The following is a 19,952-nucleotide window of genomic DNA, read 5'->3' as shown; positions in this document are numbered from 1 at the left end:
CGTGGAGTTCACGCCCCATGTCGGAACGGCGCCCTTGCCGAGCCCCCGCCCGCGGGCCACGGTAGATCGCATGACCTCCTTCGTGCTGCCTCATGAGGTGCACGGCGCCGGCGCCCACAAGGTGTTCGCCGTGCACGGCTGGTTCGCCGACCGGACCGCCTACGCGGCCGTGCTGCCCGATCTGGACCGCGAGACGTTCACCTACGCGCTGGTGGACCTGCGCGGCTACGGCCAGGCCAGGGACGCCGTGGGCGCGTACACCACCGGCGAGGCGGCGCTGGATCTGGTGGAGCTGGCCGACCGGCTCGGCTGGGACCGGTTCTCGGTGGTCGGGCACTCGATGGGCGGCGCGGTGGCCCAGCGGCTGCTCGCGGTGGCCCCGCACCGGCTGCGCCGGATCGTCGGCGTCTCCCCCGTGCCCGCCTCGGGACTCCCGCTGCCGGGCGAACAGTGGGAGCTGTTCGCGGACGCGGCGTACAGACCGGAGAACCGGCGCGCGATCATCGACTTCACCACCGGCGGCCGCCGTCCCGCCGCCTGGCTGGACCGCATGGTCGCCACCTCGCTGGAGCGCAGCGACTCCAAGGCCTTCCGCGCCTGGCTGGACTCGTGGGCGGAGGACGACTTCCGCGCCGACGTCGAGGGCTGCGTCGTGCCCGCGCTGGCGGTGGCCGGTGAACTGGATCCGGCACTGTCGCCTGCGCTGGTCCAGGAGACCTGGATGTGCTGGTACCCGCGCGCGCAGTTGCACCGGCTGGCCGGCGCCGGTCACTACGCGATGGACGAGACCCCGTTGGAGCTGATCAGCGTGGTGGAGGACTTCCTCCGCGACGACGGCGCGGACAAGGGCCGGCCGGCGTGAACGTACCGGAGGCTCCGCCCGTCCCGGACGTCTTCGATCCGCGGCGGTACGCCGCCGCGGTGCCCTACGACGACTACCGCGTGCTCCGCGACCACCACCCCGTGGCCTGGCAGGACGAGCCGGAGGTGCTGGGCTGGCCGGCCGGGCCGGGCTTCTGGGCGGTGACCCGGCACGCGGACGTGGTGCGGGTGCTCAAGGACTCCGGGACGTACTCCTCGCACCTCGGCGCGACCCAGATCCGCGACCCGGACCCGGCGGACCTGCCGTTCATCCGGCGCATGATGCTCAATCAGGACCCGCCGCAGCACGGCCGACTGCGCCGGCTGGTCAGCCGGGCGTTCACGCCGAAGCGCGTCGACCGGTTCGCGGAGGTCGCGCGGGAGCGGGCACACGCGCTGTTCACCGACGCCCTGGAGGCGGCCCGCGAGGGCGACGGCACGGCCGACCTGGTCGCCACCGTCACCGACGAGTACGCGCTGCTCAACCTCACGGACCTGCTGGGTGTCCCGGAGGGCGACCGGCGGATCCTGCTGCGCTGGACGCAGCGGGTGATCGGCTACCAGGACCCGGACGAGGCCGGTCCCCGCGTACTGGACCGCGCGGGCCGCCCCGTCAATCCGCGCTCGCCGGCCATGCTGCAGGACATGTTCGCCTACGCGCGCCAACTGGCCGCGTACAAGCGGCGCTACCCCGCCGACGACGTGATGACCGCCCTCGCGCACGACGCCGAACTCACCGGTGCCGAGCTGGAGATGTTCTTCTTCCTGCTCACCGTCGCCGGCAACGACACCGTGCGCAGCGCGGCTCCCGGCGGGCTGCTGGCCCTGGCCGAGCACCCCCAGGAGTACGAGCGACTGCGCGAGGGGAAGGTCCGGATGGACACCGCCGTGGACGAGTTGCTGCGCCGGCATCCGCCCGTGCTCACCTTCCGGCGTACCGCCGCGCAGGACACGGAGCTGGCCGGGCGCAAGATCCGCGCGGGCGACAAGGTGGTCGCCTTCCACGCCTCGGCCAACCACGACGAGCGGGTGTTCACCGACCCGGACCGTCTGGACCTCGCCCGGACGCCGAACCCGCACGTGTCCTTCGGGGACGGCCCGCACGTCTGTCTGGGCGCGCACTTCGCCCGGCTCCAGCTGCGGCAGCTCTACGAGGAGGCGCTCGACGCGCTGCCCGCGCCCGACCTGGCGGGGCCGGCCGAGCGCCTGGTGTCGAACTTCATCCACGGCATCAAGTCGCTGCCGATGCGGCTCACCTGAACGGATCGACCTGGATCAGCGCGTGCGTCCCGCCGACGCGCCAGCGCTGCCCCTCCGCGGCGACCAGCGCCGCCTCGGTGCGGGCGTCCAAACCGGTGATCACCTCGGACTTGAGCGTGCGCAGCGCGGCGACCGGTCCGGGGAAGTAGGCGGTGACGTCCCGGAAGCGGGTGGTCGGCGGCCATCGACGGTCGCCGACCAGGCGCCGGTAGTTGAGGTCGCCCTTGACGATCGTCAGCGCGGCGGCGGCGAACTCGGCACGCAGGTCGTCGGGCATGTCCGCGTACGGCAGCGGCGCGCTGGAGAAGGGGTGGGCGCGCACGGTGAGCCGGCCGTCGGCCAGGGCGGACCAGAGGCCTCGCCCGTACCTGGCCGCCGCGCCCGGCGCCGTGGCGAGCCGGCGCACGGCGTCGACCACGTCGGCGGTGGTGGCGTCGGAGACGTAGTAGGGGTACGGCTTGACGTGCAGGACGGCCCGTGCGGCGCGCCCCTCGGCGAGGAGGTGGGCGAGCAGCAGCAGGTCGGGGACGAGTTCGCGGCCGGCGTTGTCGGCGACCAGGCACACGGTGCCCGTGCCGGAGGACGGGAGCAGGGACCAGAGGGCCTCGCTGTCGTCGGCCACCAGGGCGGGGACGGCCTGACGGGCCTCGGCGCCGCCGTCGGAGAGGCGGAAGCCGAGGTCGGCGCGGTTGCCCCAGAGCGAGCCGTGCAGCAGGGCCCGTCCGCGCTCCTCGGCCGTGCGTTCGTCCAGAGCGTCGAGGGCGGCCAGTTCCTCGTCCGTCTCCTTGGCGTCGAGTTCGGCGAGTTTGAAGGGGCGGAAGGGGTCGATGCCCTGCCAGGCGCCGGGACCGAACCAGCCGACGGCGTCGAGGAGCCGGCGGTAGAAGTAGCTCTCGGACCACAGCCAGGGCACGTCGAACCAGGACCGGCCGGCCCAGGTGTCCGCGCCCCACTGCGTCCACCGGTCCCGGTCGGGCGCGTCGGCGGGCAGCGGCTCGATCACGCCCTCGGTGCAGTTGGCCAGCAGCGCGTCGAGCGCGCGGTGCTGCTCGGGGCCGTAGGGGAAGGCGTCCCGCACCTGCCGGATGATCGCGGGGTGCCGCTCGGCCAGCACGCTCTGGGGGAAGGAACCGGGCTCGTCGCCGAGGATGACGGGGGTGTCGGGGGCGGCGGGGGTGTCGGGCATACGCGTCACCGTACCGCCCGGGTCAGAGCATTCGGGTCTCCCGCTCCAGCTGGGAGACGAGCGTCAGATAGCGGGCGCGGCGGGGCACGGGTACCAGCCCGCGGATCATGAGGTGCCACATCTCGGCGATTCTGCGGGGCAGCCGGGTGACGGGTTCGAGGTTGCGGCCGGCGACACGGGTGCCGACGAAGAAACAGACCAGGGAGTGGGCTACGGCCTCGATATCGATGTCGGGGTGTACGTCGGACTCCTTCACCGCGCCCAGGAGTTTGCGGTTCGTCAGGTCAAGCCACTCGGTGAAGGGGTGCCTGAGCGGCGGGCGTACGACGACCTCGGCGGTGGCGAGGCGCAGGCCGGCGCGGGGGATGGGGCCTTCGACGGCGAGCCGGGCGATGCCGAAGGTGGTGCGCATCAGCGACTCCAGCGAGGAGTAGCCGCGGCCCTCCACTTCCCTCAGTACCTGGCGCGAAGCCCTGGACTGGAGCTCCATGATGGCGTGCGCCAGGTCTTCCTTGGCGGCGAAGTGGAAGTACAGGGCCCCTTTGGTGACCTGGGCGTGTTCGACGATGTCACTGAGGCTGGTGGACTCGTAGCCGTGACGGTCGAAGAGATCGGCCGCGGCCGTGATGATCGTTGCGCGGGTCTGTTCGGCGCGTAACTGCCTCGCCATGGGCTGGACTCTCCTTGCGGCCGGACACGAACGGGACGTGCCGTTTGTTTTTTACCCCCTGCTCACGATAACTCACCGTGTGCCAGCGGGATCCAGGTGTGCAGGCCTGGTGATCGACACGTGTAACTGGTGTGCGAACGGCCGTTGTCGCGTTCGGGGCTCCGTAAGCGGACGAAGTCAAAGAACGTCCCTCCCTCGACACTCGACCGTTTCCGGAGGCCACGGCGGGCGGCGAACCGCCGTTCGGTGATCGCCACGATACGAGGGGAACCGATAGTCCTCAATGGGACCTAGAGGGGACCTCAAAACGGACGGGCCGGTCGGTGCATGTGCACCGACCGGCCCTGGATTCTCCGGCGTCCGCGTGGTTATGGGGGGTTCCGGCGGCGGCGCCGTCTGAACGGGACGGGGCGGATTTCCGTACTGCACGGAGCAGACCGTTCCCGCGCCGACCGAGGAGACGTCCCGGATGTCACGGATGACCGCACCCCTCAGGGTCACGGGTGCCGCCGTCGCGGCCTCGGCCCTGCTGTCCCTGTGGACGGCGGGCCCCGCCCTGGCGCACGGCGCCCCCACGAATCCGGTCAGCCGGGTGTACGGCTGCTCCCCGTCGGGCGGCGGCGCCGGTACGGCGGCCTGCCGGGCCGCGATCGCGGCCAGCGGCGGCAATACCTTCGTGGCGTGGGACAACCTGCGGGTGGCCGGCGTCAACGGCCGGGACCGGCAGACGATTCCGGACGGCAAGCTGTGCAGCGGCGGTCTGGCCGCCTACAAGGGCCTCGACCTCGCCCGCGCGGACTGGCCGTCGACGCGGCTGGCCCCGGGCGGGCGGCTGACCATGACGTACGCCTCGACGATCGCGCACACGGGCACGTTCAAGCTGTATCTGACCAAGTCGGGTTACGACCCCACCAAGCCGCTGACCTGGTCCGACCTGCCGACGCGGCCCTTCGCGCAGGTCACCGACCCGGCGCTGACGAACGGGGCGTACCACATCACCGCGAAGCTGCCGTCGGACCGGACGGGGCGGCAGGTGCTGTACACGATCTGGCAGAACAGCAGCACGCCGGACACCTACTACTCGTGTTCCGACGTGGTGTTCTCGAAGGGGTCGGGCGCCGGATCCGGTACGACCGAGGAGCGCGCCGGCGGCGCCGCGGCGACGGGCGCCAAGCCCAACTCCTCGAAGGCCGGGCACCCTTCGGGTCACGCGAGCCCTTCGAGGAGCGCCGCCGCGCCCACGACACCGGCGGCCGGGGCGACGGACGGGACGTCGGCCGCGCCGCGGGCCGAGGACGGCCCCGCCGACAGCACACCGGTGGCCTCTGACACCGCTCCCGGCGGCTCGGGTCCCTCCGCGCCGCTGCTGGCGGGCGGCGCCGCCGCGGTGCTGGTGCTCACCGGGGGCGCCGCCCTGGCGCTGCGGCTGCGCCGGCGCTGAACGCCGGGCCCGCGGGCGTCAGTTCACGTAGACGGGTGCGCCCGCGTCGGTGACGGGGGCGTACTTCGCGGTGAAGTAGCCGCTGGCGAAGCACAGCGAGGAGCCGGAGCTCTTCGTGAACTGCTGGTTGGTAAAGCTGATGCTGTTGTCGGCGTTGTCGGCCTTACCGGTCAGGCTCGCCGCCTGGTAGACGCAGGTGATGCTGCCGAGCAGGGTGCGCAGCTTGACCGTGGTCTGGATGGTGGAGCCGCTCGCCGGGCTGACGGTGAGGGTGCCGTCGGAGGCGACCGTGGTGGTGTACGGCAGGTTGTCGACCGTGATGCTCGTGACGCCGGTGACGCCGAGCACGTTGCTGGTGCACTTGCTGCTGTCGAAGGTCTGCGCGCTGACCGACTCGGTGGCCGTGCCGGGGGCTGCGGGGTTGTCCGTGACGGTGGCGGTGAACTGCGACGAGGTGCAGGTGACGCCGCTGGTGCCGGTCGCGGAGGAGTAGAGCGTGGCGCTCGTGCCGCCGGCCAGCGGCGCGGTGAGGACGTCGCCCACCGCGACGGCGGTGCCGCCGGTACCGCCGGTGGTCAGCACGGCGCCGTCCGCGGATGCGGGGACGGCCGCGGCCAGGGAGAGGGCGGTGACGGTTCCGGCGAGGGCGAGCAGAGATCGCTTACGCATGCGGGTGCCTCATTTCTGGGGAGTGGGGGGTTGAGTGGGGTGAGGTGTGGGGGAGGTAGGGGGGCCGCGGTGCGGGCTGCGATGCGGGGGGGGCTCAAGTGCGGGGGCGCAGGTGGTGTCGGCCGTTGCGGGCGGGCCGTTGCCGGCCCGTCACGCCTTCTCCGTACGTGACGGACCGGCAACGGAGCGGGCCGGGCACCGGCCGGAAGCCTCGGGGGTAGACCTCCGGCCGGGCCGGGTGGGGGGCGGCCGGACATGGAGCGAGGGGGAAGCGACCGTGACCCGTGCCGCTCGAAGGCGGAGCGGTGCGGGTGAAGGAGTGATGAAGGGCGGAAGAAGGCCGGGATCGCGGACGTTGCCGCGGGCGGCGGATCCGGCGCCACGGATCCTTGGGAAACCAGGGAGAGTTGTAGACCTGAGTAACCGTCAACGTCAAGAAGTAGCAACGGAGTTGGAGGTCAGAGCGGGTCGACGCGGGCCGCGCGACACGACTGAACCACATTCAACACCCATTTTTCACAACTCCCTTGACCTTGGGTGTAACCCCCGGTAACTTCCTCCGCGGCCACTGTCGCGTAACCAGAAAGCCCTTGCACCCGCCGGGAGGTGCGAAGGGCGTGCGCGGCAGCCGCTGTCCGCGCCAGGACAACGCGCCACGGAAGCCCAACCCGCATTGCCTATGCCCCTGGGAGCAGACATGGCCTCGTCCGCCGAGCACATCCCCGAGAACCCGGAAAGCGATTCCGGGGACAGCACCGAAGGTGTCGTGAGACGCGGTCGCGTCCGCTGGCGCCGGGCCGCCGTGATGGCCGTGCCGGCCACCGCGATCGCCGCCGGTCTCGCGATCCTCACCGCCGAGGGCGCCCTGGGTGTGCAGTTCGCGATCTCCGGAATGCCGTTCACGGTCACCGCGACCGAGCTCAACGGCACCGGCTTCGAGCAGTTCGGCAACCTGGACAACATGGCGGAGGGCAGCCCCAACGCGGGCGACACCGGCGGTCAGGTGCTGGTGGTCACCTCGGCGATCAAGAACGCCACGCTCACCAAACTGTGCCAGAGCGTCGACCTCGGCGGCACCAACCTGCTCATCACCGCGGGCAGCGGCGCGGACAAGGTGCAGGCGAGCGACCTGACCACCGACTCGACCGAGCTGACGGGCGACGCCGCGTTCAACAACATCGAGATCGGCAACGACGCCAGCACGCTCACCAAGGCCGGGGTGAAGGGGCCGATCGGCGTGTTCAGCCAGCAGGCCGACACGGTGCACATCGGCAATCTGCGGCAGACCAACTACGCCACCACTGCTGGCGTGTTCAAGCTGCCCGGACTCAAACTCCGCTTCAGCGACTCGGGTTGCTGATGTCGAACGGTCCTCGATCGGGGATGCGGCCCGCCTTCCGCCGTTGGCGGGCCCGCCGTCCGTTCTGGGGCGGGCTGTTGCTCACCCTGGGCGGGGCGGAGATCCTGCTCAGCGAGAAGGCGTCGATGAAGGTCGTCATGCACATCGGCATGCAGGGCCTGGCCGGCTATCTGCTGCCCGGTCTGATGCTGCTGTGCGGACTGCTGACCCTCTTCAATCCGGCCCAGCGCCTCTTCTACTCCCTCACCGGCGTCCTGCTCTCCCTGGGCACCTGGATCACCTCGAACCTCGGCGGCTTCTTCATCGGCCTGCTGCTCGGCGTCACCGGCAGCTGCCTCGCCTTCGGCTGGCTCCCTGACCAGGAACCCCGGGTGAGCCGCCGCCGCAAGCGCGAGTTGGCCGCGCAGGCGGGGACGGAGCGGGCGGAACCGGCCTGACCTCGCGGTGGCCGGCCCAGACGCCCGGCAGCGGGCGGCGGCCCCGGTCGGTGTCGTGGTGCACGCCGTTGCCGTACGGAAGGAAGCCGAGCGCGTCGGTGAGCGGGCGCAGTTCGGGCCGAAGGAGTCGGTCGTACCGCCCCGGAACCAGCACAGGGAGGATGGGGGCATGCTGGACGACCTCGACCGGGCCCTGATCCACGCCTTGCACATCGACGGGCGCGCGCCCTTCAGCCGGATCGCCGACGTACTCGGAGTGTCGGCGCAGACCGTCGCCCGCCGCTACCGGCGGCTGCGCACCGAGGCCGGGCTGCGGATCGTGGGCCTCGCCGACCCGCACCGGGCCGGGCGGACGCAGTGGCTGGTCCGGCTCACCGCGGCGGCGCGGTCCGCGCACGACATCGCTCAGGCGCTGGCGCGGCGGTCGGACACCTCCTGGGTGAAGCTCGGTTCCGGCGGCACCGAGATCACCGCGGTGGTGCACGCGTCGACGGACGACACGGCGGGCAACTCCCTTCTGTTGCACGACATTCCGCGCACCGGCGGGATCACCTCGGTGTCCGCGCACTGTCTGCTGCACACCTATCTGGGCGGTCCGGCGAACTGGCGGCGCAGCGCCGAGACGCTCGCCGCGGAGCAGCAGGCGGCGCTGCGCGGGCACCTGGAGTCCGCGGGCGACGTGCGTCAACCCGGGCCGCAGGACGCGCGGTTGCTGGCCGCGCTGGAGGAGGACGGGCGGGCCGGGCAGGGGGAGCTGGCGCGCGTGACCGGGTGGTCGGCCGGGACGGTGGCACGGCGGATGGCCGAACTCCGGTCGGGCGGCGGGGTGTTCTTCGACGTGGAGGTGGATGCCGGGCTCTTCGGGGTACGGACCCGGGCCCTGCTGTGGATGACGGTTCGGCCGGCCGATCTGGAAGCGGTGGCGACGGCGCTGGCGGACCACGACGAGCTGGCGTTCGTGGCGGCGACCACCGGGCCGACGAACCTGGTGGCCCAGGCGCTCTGCCGGGACCCCGCCGACCTGCACCGCTATCTCACCCGTCGGCTCGGGACGCTGGACGCGATCCGCACACTGGAGACGAGCCCCGTCCTGCGCACCCTCAAGGCCGCGAGCCCCGCACTCACCACTCGCCGTTGAATCCCCGCTCGACCCGTGTGCCCCTAGGTCCTCGGCACCCCCACCCCTCGGACGGCGAGGAACGTGAGTCCCACGAGGCCGGTGGCGGCCCAGCAGGCGGTCTGGGCCGCTGCCGGTGACGCCGCCGGGCCCGGCTCCCCCGCGCCGTTCAGGTACACGCTGCCGAGGATCGCCACCCCCAGGGTCGCGCCGAGTTGTTGCACCGCGTTCAGGAGGCCCGCGGCCGAGCCGATCTCCTGGGGGGCCAGGGGCTTGAGGGCGAGGGTGAAGAAGGCCGGGGTGAACAGGCCCGCGCCGAGACCGACGAGGGTGAGAGCGGCCGGCAGGGCGCGGGGGTAGGTACCGGGGTCGGCCCAGTGGTACACCGCCACACAGGCGAGCAGCCCGGTCAGCAGGACGCCGAGCCCGTACGGCATGAGCCGGCGCCCGAAGCGTCGTACCAGACGGGCGCCCGCGAGCCAGGACGCGACCGCCAGCCCGAGCGACCACGGGGCAAGGCTCAGGCCCGCCGCCAGCACACCTGTTCCGACGCCGAGTTGCAGCTGGAGCACGATCACCGTCATCAGCCCGTTGGTCACCGCGAAGAAGGCGAGCGACGTGAGCAGGGCGGCCGGGAAGCCCCGGTGGGCGAACAGGGTCGGCTCGACGAGGGGGCTGCGGCCCGCCGCCGCGACCCGGCGTTGGTGCAGCGCGAAGAAGGTCAGCAGGAGGAGTCCGGCGCACAGCGACGTCCAGCCGCGCGGGGGGAGTTCGACGACGTTCGTACCGATCAACGGGTGGACCACGAGGCCCGTGCCGGTCGCCGCGAGCAGCGTGCCCCTGACGTCGAGGGTGGGGCGGCGCGGGGCGCGGTTCTCCAGCAGCCTCGGGGCCAGGGCGAGGACGACCACGGACACGGGGACGTTCACCAGGAACACCGCGCGCCAGGACGAGCCGAACAGGTCGGCGTGGGTCAGCACGCCGCCCAGGACCGGTCCGCAGACGGCGGCGAGGCCCATCACCGGCCCGATGCTGCCCAGGGCCCGGGACATCTCGTCGCCGGAGAACATGGCCTTGATCAGCCCGATGGTCTGCGGGATGATCACCGCCGCCGCGGCTCCCTGCACCGCCCGGAAGGCGATCAGCAGGCCCACCGTCGGCGCCAGCGCGCAGGCCACCGACGCGGCCGTGAACGCCGTGACGCCGAGGACGAACACCCGCCGCCGCCCCGCGATGTCGCCCAGTCGGCCGCCGGTGATCAGCAGCACCGCGAACGGCAGCGTGTACGCCGTGCTGAACCACTGGATGTCGGACGCCGAGCCGCCCAGGTCGGCGTGGATGGCCGGCGCGGCCACCTGGACGACCGTCGCGTCCAGCAGGTTCATCGCCTCGCCGAGCAGCAGGGCGATCAGGGCGGGCCACCGCCATCGGTAGGCGGTCGGCGGCAGTTGTGCCTGTTCCGTCGTCGTCATGGGGTCCTCTCCACTGTGATCCGCAGATCCCCGGATCTGCAGAAGCGCAGGTCCGTATGTCGGTCACGGGTCAGCGTGGGAGGACGGAGAGGCAGGACTCCAACCAGGCGGCGGCAGTGGTGGATTTCTTCCATGGGACCGGCTCGCGCCGACGAAAACACACACGGGTGCCCCCCGTCTCCGGGGACACCCGCGTCGTGTCGTGCGCGTTCCTGTGGGACGCGCGGACGTCGTCAGCCGAGGCCGGCCGACTTCAGCCACGCCTTGGCGACGTCCAGCGGGTCCTTGTTCTGCGACTGCACCTGCGTGTCGAGGTCCAGCAGGGTCGCCGTGTCGAGCTTCACCGAGACGGCGTTGAGCGCGTCGACGCCCTTCTGGGACAGCGCGCTCTTGTAGACAAGCGGCTGGACGTTCTCGTACCCGAACAGGCTCTGCGGGTCCTGCAGGACGACGAACTTCTCCTTGGAGATGGTCGGGTCCGTGGTGAAGAGGTCCGCGAGTTGCACGGTGTCCTTCTTGAGTGCCGCCTGGGTGAGCGGACCGCCCGCGTCGAGCGCCTTGAAGGACTTGAACTCCAGGCCGTAGACGTCCTTGAGGCCGACCAGGCCCTGCTGCCGGGTCTGGAACTCCGGCGAGGCGCCGATGACCAGGTCCTTCGCGGCGTCCTTGAGGTCGGCGATGGTGGACTTCTCGGTGAGGTGGTACTTCTTCGCGGTCTCCGCGTTGACGGTGACCGAGTCCTTGTCCTCGGCCGGCGCCGGCTTCAGCAGCGTCAGCTTGGAGTCGAGCTTGGCCTCGATGGCCGACGTCGTCTCCTCGATGGTCTTCGGCTTGGCCTTCTGGTCGAGGTAGGCCAGCAACGCGCCGTTGTACTCCGGCAGAACCGAGATGGCGCCGTTCTTGAGCAGGCCGTAGGTGGTCTCGCGGCTGCCGATGTTCGGCCTGTATGTGACCTTGATTCCCTTGGCTTTCAGGGCCTCGCCGTAGATGTCGGCGAGCAGGATGCTCTCGGCGAAGTTGTTCGACCCGACGACCACGGTGTCGCCGCTCGCCTTGTCGCCCTTGAGTGGGTCGCCCGACGTGTCGGACGAGGAACAGCCCGTCAGCAGGGCCGTTGCCGCGGCGAGCGCGACGGCCGCCGCGCCTCGGTGTCTCCGGATGGACCTGCTGATGTGGGTGCTGGAAGTCACGATTCCCGTTCCGGGCTCAGGGGGTTGGTGGAGGGAACAGCGGTAGGAAGAGCTTCTTCCTGATCCAATCCAGCCTGTTCTCGGTCAGTCAAGTGGCTTCGGGTCACTGATTGGCCTCGATCCGTGCCCAGTTACGGAGGGAGAGCGGTCTCTTTGTAACGGATTCTTGATAAAAGGCGACCTGATTGACACTTCAAGGACGCTGTAGTCTCGCGGCAGTTGATATCGGTCGCAGCGGTGCACGGGGCCCGCTTCGGTGTCGTTACGCATCAGTTCGGGTGGAGACACCCCGACGAAGGAGGCCCTGTGTCCACGAACGCGGTGGACGCGCCCGCCCGGCCTGCCCCGGCGACGCGGGGCGGCATACGGGGCTTCGCCGACCGCTGGCCCTTCCGGCGCAAACTCAACCTGCTGGTCGGCGTGCCGCTCGCGGTGATCGCGGTCCTGCTGAGCTACCTGATCACCGACCTGCTGGAGCAGTCCGACAGCGCGGAGCGGGCGGCCCGGGCCGTCCGGGACAGCGCCACGGTCGCCCGGTTGGTCGACCGGGTGGAGGCCGAGCACCAGCAGGCCATCCTGCTCTCCGCACGGTACGAATCCGGCCACGCCAAGCCCTCGCTGGCCCCCTACCGCAAGGCCCAGGACGCGGTGGACGCCCAGGTCGAGAAGGTGCGCGACACCTACGGCGGCCGGCTGCCGGACACCGAGGCACAGGCCCTCAGGGAGGTCCAGAGCCTGTCCAGCCTGCGGCAGAGCGTCGAGCGCGGCTATCTGCCGGCCGACAACATCGACCCGACCTACTCGGACGCGGCCAAGGGCGTGATCGACGGCCTCGGCCTCGACCGCGACTCCACGCTCGCCGCCACCTTCACCGGCAACCTGGTGGACTCCCTGCTGCGCGCCGACGCCGCCCACGGCACCTTCGAGACCAGCGTGTTCTCGGCGACCACCGGCGACACCAACGCGCTGATCGAGTTCACCAACGCAGTCGGCGCCTACGACCTCTACAGCCACCAGGCGGATCGTTTCACCCGCTTCGCCACCGAGGCGCAGGCGCGGGAGCTGGCCGGGATCGACCACACCGACGCGCAGCAGCGCATCGCCGAGTCCTTCGCCGAGTTGCAGATCGACCCGACGGAACTGGAGGCCGGGTCGCAGGCGGAGATCCGCCGGGCGGTGCAGGACGCGCTGGCCGACTACCCCGCCTACCCGGAACAGGCCGCCGCCCGGCTGAAGATCACCACCTCGCTGATCAAGCAGATCGCCGACCGGGCCGACGAGACCTCCGACGCGGCGCAGTGGCGTGCGGCGCTGCTGCTGAACGCGGCGCTGCTCGGCTTCGCGCTCTGGCTCGCCTTCGCGGTGCTGGTGCGCCGCTCGGTGATCCACCCGGTGCAGACCCTCACCGGCGCCGCGCGGAAGGTCGCCGAGGTGGCCGACCGGGAGCTGGCGCGGGTGGCCGACGACGACGCCGAGGACGACGGGCCGCCCCGGCTGCGGGACATGCCGGTCACCGCGCGCGACGAGATCGGCGACCTGGCCGAGGCCTTCAACCGGGTGCAGACGACCGCGGCCGCGCTGTTGGAGCGGCAGGTGCTCAGCCGCCGCAACGTCGCCGAGATGTTCGGCAACGTCGGCCGCCGCGTCAGCAACCTCACGACCCGCCAGCTGGCGCTGATCGACTCCGTGGAGCGGGGCGAGACCGACCCCGCCCTGCTGGAACGCCTCTACTCCATCGACCACATCGCCGTACGTCTGCGCCGCAACGCCGACAGCCTGATGCTGCTGGCCGGCATCCGGGAGACGGCCCTGGACGGGGGGCCCACGGCCCTCACCAACGTCGTACGGGCCGCGCTCGGGCAGATCGAGGGCTACCAGCGGGTGCGGCTGTACGCCGCGACGGACGCCGTGGTCGAGCCCGACATCATCGGTGACCTCACGCTGATGATGGCCGAACTCCTGGAGAACGCGGTCTCCTTCTCGCCCGAGGGCAGCCCCGTCGAGGTGACCGTCCGCTCCACCCCCGAGGCCGCGTACGTCGTCGTCACCGACCACGGGCTCGGCATGAGCGTCGAGCGCCTCGCCGAGGAGAACGGCCGCCTGATCCGCCGCGAACGCCTGGACGTCGTACCGACGAAGGTGCTCGGCCTGTTCGTGGTCGGTGCCCTGGCCCGCCGCTGGGAGATCGGGGTCGAGCTGACCCGCACCCCCGGTGGCGGCGTGACGGCGGAGGTGACGCTCCCGGGGACGCTGCTGCTGACGATGACCCCGGTGGACACCGAGCCGCCGAGCGCGAGTACGCCGGTGACGCCGGTGCCCGTGACCTCCGGTCCCGTGCCGTCCACCGTCGTACGGGAGGAGCCGGCGTCCGAGGAACCGAACACCGGTGACCCCGATCCCCTCCCTCGTCGTGTCCCTCATCGAGAAGCCCCGGCGAGCACCACCGACGCCGCAGACGCCACCGACGCCACCGACGCCACCGACGCCACCGAGGACGACTCCCGCGGCGGCTCCCGTCCCCTCCGCCGGCGCGTCCGCGGAGCCACCCTGCGGACGACCGCCGGCGCCGCGCAGGCCGCGCCGCAGGCGGCGCCCCACCGGGACGCGGAGGCCGTACGCAGTGCGCTGGAGGAGTTCGAGGAGGCGGTGGAGCGGGCGCACCGGGACAGCGACACCGGGGACTTCGCGATCCCCGCCGCGGTCACGGCCGCCGCCCCGGCCACCGGGTCGACGGACCTCCCGCAGAAGCACTCGACGAAGCACTCGCCGAATCATTCGCAGACGCACCCGCAGCACCAGAACCACCATCCGGAAGGAGCCGAGCAGTGAGCACGTCGACAGGTGACACCCCGACGGGCGGCACCACGCCGACCGACCTGCAGGCCGCAGCGGCAGATTTCACCTGGCTGCTGAACCGATTCGCCACAGAGACGGCCGGTGTCGTGGACGCCATCGCCGTGTCCTCCGACGGACTGCTGATCGCCGTGTCGGAGCTGCGCGAACGCGCCCACTCGGAGCGGCTGGCCGCGATCGTCTCCGGCATCACCAGCCTGGCGGCCGGGGCCTCCGGCAACTACGGCCTGGGCGGCCTCAACAAGGTCATCATCGACCTGGAGGGCGGCCATGTGATCGTCTCCGCGATCGGCAACGGCGCCGTGCTCGGCGTGGTCGCCGACAAGGAGGCCAAGCTCGGCAACATCGCCTACGAGATGACCGTGTTCGCCAATCGCGCCGGTGCCGCCCTCAGCCCCCAGCTCGTCCTCGAACTGAAGAACACCGTCGGTTCCCTGCCGGCGCGCTGACCGTTCGACCCGGTCGAGAGAGGAAGCGAACAGCCATGGCGGACGGCCTCCCGCCACCGGTCCCCGAACCGGTCGGTCCCGCCCCCGCCGTACGGCCGTTCCTGGTCACCGCCGGCCGGGTGGCGGACAACGCCCCCGGCCGGGCGATGCCGGTCGAGACCCAGGTGGTGGCCACCGCCGAGGGTCTCGACGCACTCGACCGGCTCTCCTTCGAGCGGCGCGACATCGTCGCCGCCTGCCGGCTGCCGCAGTCGATCGCCGAGCTCGCGGCCCGGCTGCGGCTCCACCTGAACGTGGTGCGGGTGCTGGCCGAGGACCTGCGCGACGCCGGGCAGTTGGCGGTGTACGTGCCCGACTTCGACGCCACTCACGACGCATCCGTCCTGCGCAGGGTTATCGATGGCCTCCGCGCCATCCCCGACTCCCGAGGGGTACTCCGTGACACCGACTGAACCGCTTGTGCGCGGCGCGGCCGCCGAGACCGCCGTACGGCCGCCGCTCCCGGTCAAGATGGTGATCGCGGGCGGCTTCGGCGTGGGCAAGACCACCACGGTGGGCTCCATCTCCGAGATCGAGCCGCTGACCACCGAGGCGGCGATCACCGAGGTGGCCGCCGGGGTCGACGACCTCACCCACACCCCACGCAAGACCACGACCACGGTGGCGATGGACTTCGGCTGCATCACCATCGACCCGACGCTGAAGCTGTACCTGTTCGGCACCCCCGGGCAGGAGAGGTTCGGCTTCATGTGGGACGACATCGTGGAGGGCGCGGTCGGCGGTCTCGTCATCGTCGACACCCGCCGGCTGGACGACTGCTACGCGGCCGTCGACTACTTCGAGCACAAGGACATCCCGTTCGCGGTGGCCGTCAACGCCTTCGACGGGAAGGTGGAGCACCCCTTGGACGAGGTCCGCTGGGCCCTGGACGTCGCGGAGAACACCCCGCTCATCGTCTTCGACGCCCGTGAACGCGGCTCGGTGCGGGACGCGCTGCTCGTCGTACTGGAGCTGGCGCTGGCCCGCACCGAGGGCTAGGGCCTGTCCGGCGGATCAAGTCGCAGGGAACCAACGGCGCCTCATCAAGCCAGGTGAGCGGGGTCTGGTGCGTGCAGCTGCAAGGCGGAGGAGGGCGTCGACGCGGAGCGTCGGCAACCGACGACAACGCCGCAGATGCGCGTGCCAGACCCCGCGTCTGCGGCATGATCCGCCGGACAGGCCCTAACCGTCAGGCGCTCCGCCGCACCCCCGGCGACACCGCGAAGCGGCCCACCGTCCAGAACACCGCGAGCGTCGCGAGGGCCGCGCCGGCGACCAGCGTGGCGCCGCCCACGACCTTCTCGTAGTTGCGCTGGTAGAGGCCGTCGATGATGTAGCGGCCGAGGCCGCCCAGGCCGATGTAGGCGGCGATGGTGGCCGTCGAGACGATCTGGACGGCGGCCGAGCGCAGGCCGCCGAGGATCAGCGGGAGTGCGACCGGGAGTTCCACCTGGAAGAGGATGCGGGACTCCGGCATGCCCATGCCCCGCGCGGCGTCCACCGGGGAGGGGTCGACGGAGCGCACCGCCTCGTAGGTGGTGACCAGGATCGGCGGGACCGCGAGGACGATGAGCGGGACCATCACGGGCAGCATGCCGAATCCGACCAGTAGGACCAGCAGCACCAGCAGGCCGAAGGTGGGCAGCGCCCGTCCCGCGGTGGCGATCAGGGCGAGGGTGTTGCCCCCGCGCCCGTAGTGGCCGGTGACCAGGCCGACCGGCAGCCCGATCGCGGCGGCGAGGGCGAGTGCCTCCAGGCAGTAGTGGAGGTGCTCCCCGAAGCGCGTGGGAATGCCGTCGTAGCCGTGCCAGTGGGCGCTGTCGCCGAAGAAGGCCTGGATGAAGTGGAGTATGTTCACCGGGTGGCGCCCTTCCTCGGCATCCACGGGGTCAGGACGACCCGTACGAGGGCCAGCGCCGCGTCCGCGAGGATGGCCAGCGCGGCCGTCGTCACCACGGAGGTGACGGCGAGTTCGGGCCGGTGGTAGATGTTCGCGTCGTTGAGCAGGTTGCCCAGCGCGCCCTGGTTGCCGATCAGCATGCCGACGCTGACCAGGGAGATGCTCGACACGGTGGCCACGCGCAGGCCCGCGATGATGGCGGGCACGGCGATCGGCAACTGCACCTGGAGATAACGGCGTACGGGTCCGAAGCCCATCGCGTTGGCGGCGTCGAGGGTCTCCTGGGGCACCGACCGCACGCCGTCCACGATCGCCGGCACGAGCACGACGAGGCTGTAGACGGCCAGCGGGATCATCACCGTGGTCTCGCTCTGGCCGGTGTAGTCGATGAGGACGACGAAGAAGGCCAGGGACGGGATGGCGTACAGCACGGTCGTCACGCCCAGCACCGGCGGGTACAGCCAGCGGAAGCGCACGCAGAGCTGGGCGACGGGCAGCGAGAGCAGCAGACCGGCGAGGACCGGGATCAGGGCCTCGCGCAGGTGCAGGCCGATCAGGCCGAGGTAGCTGTGCTGGAGGTCGCTCGGGATGTCGAAGTAGCCGCTCATCCGGCGGCCCGCACGTCGTCGCCGCTGCCCTGGGCGTGGGCGGTGCGGATGGCCTCGCCGATGGTCTGCTGGGAGACGACGCCGACGACCCGTCCCGTGTCGTCGACGCCGACCGCCCATCCGGTCGGCGAGAGCACGGCGCCGTCGAGCGCGGCCCGCAGCGAGTCGCTGCCGTGCACGAAGGGGCGGCCGTACGGCAGCAGCCGTTCCGGCGCGATCTCCCCCGCCTTGAGGTCCTTCGGCTCGCCCCAGCCGAGGGGCTTGCCGTCCAGGTCCGTGACGAGGAGATAGGGCACGTCGGCCGAGCCGCGCGCGGCGATCTTCGCGGCGTCGGCGTCCTGGGCGACGACCGGGGCGGTCCGCAACTCCAGTGCGCCGGAGGGGAAGAAGGACAGCCGCCGGATGCCGCGGTCGGCGCCGAGGAAGTCCTCGACGAAGGCGTCCGCGGGCGCGGTCAGCAGTTCGGCGGGCGGCGCGTACTGGGCGAGCCGACCGCCGGTGCGCATCACGGCGACCATCGTGCCCAGCTTGATGGCCTCGTCGATGTCGTGCGTGACGAAAACGATGGTCTTGCCCAACTCGGACTGGATGCGCAGGAGTTCGTCCTGGAGCCCTTTGCGCACCACCGGGTCGACGGCCGAGAACGGCTCGTCCATCAGCAGCACCGGCGGGTCGGCGGCGAGCGCCCGCGCGACGCCCACGCGTTGTTGCTGGCCGCCCGAGAGCTGGTACGGGTAGCGCTTGGCGAGGGAGGAGTCGAGGCCCACCCGCTCCATCAGCTCCGCCGCCCGCTCCCTGGCCCGCTGCTTGCTCCAGCCCAGCAGGCGCGGCACGGTGGCGATGTTGTCGACGATCGACCGGTGCTGGAAGAGACCGGCGTTCTGGATGACGTAACCCATGGACCGGCGCAGGGTGTTGACCGGCTGCTTCTGGATGTCGACGCCGTCGAGGAGGATGGTGCCCTCGCTGGGCTCGACCATCCGGTTGATCATCCGCAGCGTCGTCGTCTTGCCGCAGCCGGACGGCCCGACGAGGACGGTGATCGAGCGGTCCGGTATCTCCAACGAGAGCCGGTCGACCGCCACCGTGCCGTCCGGGTACCGCTTCGTGACTGAATCTATTCGTATCAAAACGCCGAATACCCTTCGGGTTTGGCGGAAAACCGCCCACTCTCGACCACGGTCTTCGCTGCGCAGGCCGTTGCGGGGAGAGTCTAGACGCCGAGTGTTTCAGCACTTCGGCGGACCGATCCCGCCTCAGGGGGCCAGCGGCACTCCGGCGGTGCGCAGCACCCGCCGCCCGGCGTCCACCGCGAACACCTCGCAGCCGGCCCGGCCGGCGGCCCAGGCCACGCCCTCGGCGCCCAGCGCGAACGCCGCCGTCGCCGTGGCGTCCGCCTCGGTCAGCCCGGCGGCCACGACGGTGACGCTGAGCAGGCCTCTCGCCGCGCGTCCGGTGCGCCCGTCGACGATGTGGTCGCCGCGCTCGTAGCGGCCGGAGGTCGCCACCGCGCCGTCGGTGATCTCCAGGACCGCGCACACCCGGTCGGCCTGTTCGGGGTGCCGTATCCCCACCCGCCAGGGACCCCCGGCCGCGACCACGTCACCACCGGCGTTCAGGCAGAACCGCCGCACCCCGGCCGCCGTCAGCAGCTCCGCCGCCCGCTGCACGGACCAGCCCTTCACCACCGCGCACGGGTCGAGGCCGCGGCCGGGCAGCCGGGCGTCGAAGGCCCCGCCCGTCGCGACCCGGTACGCCTCGCACAGGGCGAGCACCTCGGCCAGGTCCGCGCTCACCTCGTCGGCGCGCACCTGCCCGCGGTCGAGCCGGGACACCTCGCTGTCCGCCCGGAAGGGGCTGAAGCGGGCGTCGACCGCGCGCAGCCAGGCGAACACCTCGTCCGCCGCCGCATCGAGGTCCGTCGCCGCCCCGCCGACGTCCGTCGCCCCGTCGACGCCCCCGTCGTCGATTCGCAGCGAGACCGGGAACCCCATGACGTGCTCGACCCGGCGCATCTACGCGCCCGCCTCGTCCAGCGCGGCCTGCAGCGACTTCCGGTAGCCCTCGCTGGTGACCGTCGCGCCGGACACGGTGTCGATGTCGGCGCTCTGCGCGTCGAGGGTCTCCTGGACCAGCGTCGGTACCGCGCCCTTGGTCTGCGGGCTGTTCGGCTGCCTGAGCATCCGTACGGCGCTGATCCGGTCGCCGGTGAGGGTCACCTCGACCTGCACGTCGCCCTTCTGCGTGGTGACGGTGGGACCCGCGACGACCCGGGCCGAGGCACCCGACGGGGCACCCGACGAGGGCGCCGGCGTGCCGACGGCCTCCGCGGTCGTCGTGGTCGTCGTGCTGTCCTCGGACGGCTGGTAGCGCCACAGCGGAATCAGTCCCGCGACGGTCAGCGCCAGGACGGGCAGTGCTCGCCTCATGTTCGTGTCCC

20 protein-coding genes are annotated in these 19,952 nt (G+C 71.7%); 10 read left to right on the top strand and 10 right to left on the bottom strand.

Features of this window, described 5'->3' with window-relative positions:
* Positions 1 to 70 precede the first annotated feature (70 nt).
* On the top strand, positions 71 to 862 hold the full coding sequence (locus tag ACWGKT_RS20610; protein WP_356156473.1) for an alpha/beta fold hydrolase: 792 nt from the start codon (positions 71 to 73) through the stop codon (positions 860 to 862).
* Positions 859 to 2,121, top strand: coding sequence for a cytochrome P450 (locus tag ACWGKT_RS20605; protein WP_453274823.1), 1,263 nt, complete (start codon positions 859 to 861; stop codon positions 2,119 to 2,121). The genes ACWGKT_RS20610 and ACWGKT_RS20605 overlap by 4 nt, the downstream gene beginning before the upstream one ends.
* Here ACWGKT_RS20605 and ACWGKT_RS20600 read toward each other — a convergent pair.
* Positions 2,114 to 3,307, bottom strand: a complete 1,194-nt coding sequence (locus ACWGKT_RS20600; protein ID WP_453274822.1) for a damage-control phosphatase ARMT1 family protein — start codon at positions 3,305 to 3,307, stop codon at positions 2,114 to 2,116. The genes ACWGKT_RS20605 and ACWGKT_RS20600 overlap by 8 nt on opposite strands.
* Positions 3,308 to 3,329: 22 nt before the next feature.
* Positions 3,330 to 3,977 (bottom strand): ScbR family autoregulator-binding transcription factor, encoded by a 648-nt coding sequence (locus ACWGKT_RS20595; protein WP_356156465.1) that lies wholly within the window; start codon positions 3,975 to 3,977, stop codon positions 3,330 to 3,332.
* A 469-nt stretch (positions 3,978 to 4,446) separates the two neighbouring features.
* On the opposite strand from ACWGKT_RS20595, the gene ACWGKT_RS20590 reads away from it, so the two are divergent.
* Positions 4,447 to 5,418 carry a lytic polysaccharide monooxygenase gene (locus ACWGKT_RS20590; protein ID WP_453274821.1) on the top strand — a complete coding sequence of 324 codons (972 nt, stop codon included), beginning with the start codon at positions 4,447 to 4,449 and terminating at the stop codon, positions 5,416 to 5,418.
* An 18-nt stretch (positions 5,419 to 5,436) separates the two neighbouring features.
* On the opposite strand, the gene ACWGKT_RS20585 is transcribed toward ACWGKT_RS20590, so the two are convergent.
* The gene (locus ACWGKT_RS20585) at positions 5,437 to 6,087 is read right to left on the bottom strand and encodes a Tat pathway signal sequence domain protein (protein ID WP_356154375.1); all 651 of its coding nucleotides are present in this window, start codon (positions 6,085 to 6,087) and stop codon (positions 5,437 to 5,439) included.
* Between the two features lie 697 nt (positions 6,088 to 6,784).
* Between ACWGKT_RS20585 and ACWGKT_RS20580 the strand changes: the two genes are divergently transcribed.
* The 3 genes from ACWGKT_RS20580 to ACWGKT_RS20570 are packed head-to-tail and all read left to right on the top strand — an operon-like array spanning position 6,785 to position 9,022.
* Complete coding sequence (locus ACWGKT_RS20580) at positions 6,785 to 7,447, top strand: DUF6230 family protein (RefSeq protein ID WP_453274820.1); 663 nt, start codon at positions 6,785 to 6,787, stop codon at positions 7,445 to 7,447.
* Positions 7,447 to 7,884, top strand: a complete 438-nt coding sequence (locus ACWGKT_RS20575; RefSeq protein ID WP_453274819.1) for a DUF6114 domain-containing protein — start codon at positions 7,447 to 7,449, stop codon at positions 7,882 to 7,884. The genes ACWGKT_RS20580 and ACWGKT_RS20575 overlap by 1 nt, the downstream gene beginning before the upstream one ends.
* Positions 7,885 to 7,891: 7 nt before the next feature.
* Positions 7,892 to 9,022, top strand: coding sequence for an Lrp/AsnC family transcriptional regulator (locus tag ACWGKT_RS20570; RefSeq protein WP_453274818.1), 1,131 nt, complete (start codon positions 7,892 to 7,894; stop codon positions 9,020 to 9,022).
* A 23-nt stretch (positions 9,023 to 9,045) separates the two neighbouring features.
* Here the strand turns inward: ACWGKT_RS20570 and ACWGKT_RS20565 are convergent, their stop codons facing one another.
* Positions 9,046 to 10,473: an MFS transporter gene (locus ACWGKT_RS20565; RefSeq protein WP_453274817.1), complete on the bottom strand. Its 1,428-nt coding sequence runs from the start codon at positions 10,471 to 10,473 to the stop codon at positions 9,046 to 9,048.
* A gap of 233 nt (positions 10,474 to 10,706) precedes the next feature.
* A complete protein-coding gene (locus ACWGKT_RS20560; protein WP_356154358.1) occupies positions 10,707 to 11,663 on the bottom strand; it encodes an ABC transporter substrate-binding protein in 957 nt (318 codons plus the stop codon).
* Positions 11,664 to 11,969: 306 nt separating this feature from the next.
* On the opposite strand from ACWGKT_RS20560, the gene ACWGKT_RS20555 reads away from it, so the two are divergent.
* From ACWGKT_RS20555 to ACWGKT_RS20540, 4 genes are read left to right on the top strand one after another with little or no spacing between them, the layout of a single operon-like run.
* Entirely contained in the window at positions 11,970 to 14,492 is a 2,523-nt protein-coding gene (locus ACWGKT_RS20555) for an ATP-binding protein (protein WP_453274816.1), read from the top strand.
* The gene (locus ACWGKT_RS20550) at positions 14,489 to 14,965 is read left to right on the top strand and encodes a roadblock/LC7 domain-containing protein (RefSeq protein ID WP_235459904.1); all 477 of its coding nucleotides are present in this window, start codon (positions 14,489 to 14,491) and stop codon (positions 14,963 to 14,965) included. Before ACWGKT_RS20555 ends, ACWGKT_RS20550 begins: the two co-directional genes overlap by 4 nt.
* A 35-nt stretch (positions 14,966 to 15,000) precedes the next feature.
* Positions 15,001 to 15,417, top strand: coding sequence for a DUF742 domain-containing protein (locus ACWGKT_RS20545; protein ID WP_356154352.1), 417 nt, complete (start codon positions 15,001 to 15,003; stop codon positions 15,415 to 15,417).
* Entirely contained in the window at positions 15,404 to 16,003 is a 600-nt protein-coding gene (locus tag ACWGKT_RS20540; protein ID WP_453274815.1) for a GTP-binding protein, read from the top strand. Before ACWGKT_RS20545 ends, ACWGKT_RS20540 begins: the two co-directional genes overlap by 14 nt.
* Positions 16,004 to 16,193: 190 nt before the next feature.
* Here the strand turns inward: ACWGKT_RS20540 and ACWGKT_RS20535 are convergent, their stop codons facing one another.
* The 5 genes from ACWGKT_RS20535 to ACWGKT_RS20515 all read right to left on the bottom strand — a co-directional run bounded on the left by ACWGKT_RS20535 (position 16,194) and on the right by ACWGKT_RS20515 (position 19,941).
* A complete protein-coding gene (locus tag ACWGKT_RS20535; RefSeq protein ID WP_453274814.1) occupies positions 16,194 to 16,862 on the bottom strand; it encodes an ABC transporter permease in 669 nt (222 codons plus the stop codon).
* Positions 16,859 to 17,512 (bottom strand): ABC transporter permease, encoded by a 654-nt coding sequence (locus ACWGKT_RS20530; protein ID WP_453274813.1) that lies wholly within the window; start codon positions 17,510 to 17,512, stop codon positions 16,859 to 16,861. The genes ACWGKT_RS20535 and ACWGKT_RS20530 overlap by 4 nt, the downstream gene beginning before the upstream one ends.
* Positions 17,509 to 18,642, bottom strand: coding sequence for an ABC transporter ATP-binding protein (locus ACWGKT_RS20525; protein WP_453274812.1), 1,134 nt, complete (start codon positions 18,640 to 18,642; stop codon positions 17,509 to 17,511). The genes ACWGKT_RS20530 and ACWGKT_RS20525 overlap by 4 nt, the downstream gene beginning before the upstream one ends.
* Before the next feature lie 126 nt (positions 18,643 to 18,768).
* On the bottom strand, positions 18,769 to 19,527 hold the full coding sequence (locus tag ACWGKT_RS20520; RefSeq protein WP_453274811.1) for an FAD:protein FMN transferase: 759 nt from the start codon (positions 19,525 to 19,527) through the stop codon (positions 18,769 to 18,771).
* The gene (locus tag ACWGKT_RS20515; protein ID WP_453274810.1) at positions 19,528 to 19,941 is read right to left on the bottom strand and encodes an FMN-binding protein; all 414 of its coding nucleotides are present in this window, start codon (positions 19,939 to 19,941) and stop codon (positions 19,528 to 19,530) included.
* Positions 19,942 to 19,952 lie beyond the last annotated feature (11 nt).

It is taken from the genome of Streptomyces sp. NPDC054794 (assembly GCF_053611585.1).
This window is presented reverse-complemented; position numbering and strand designations above follow the sequence as displayed.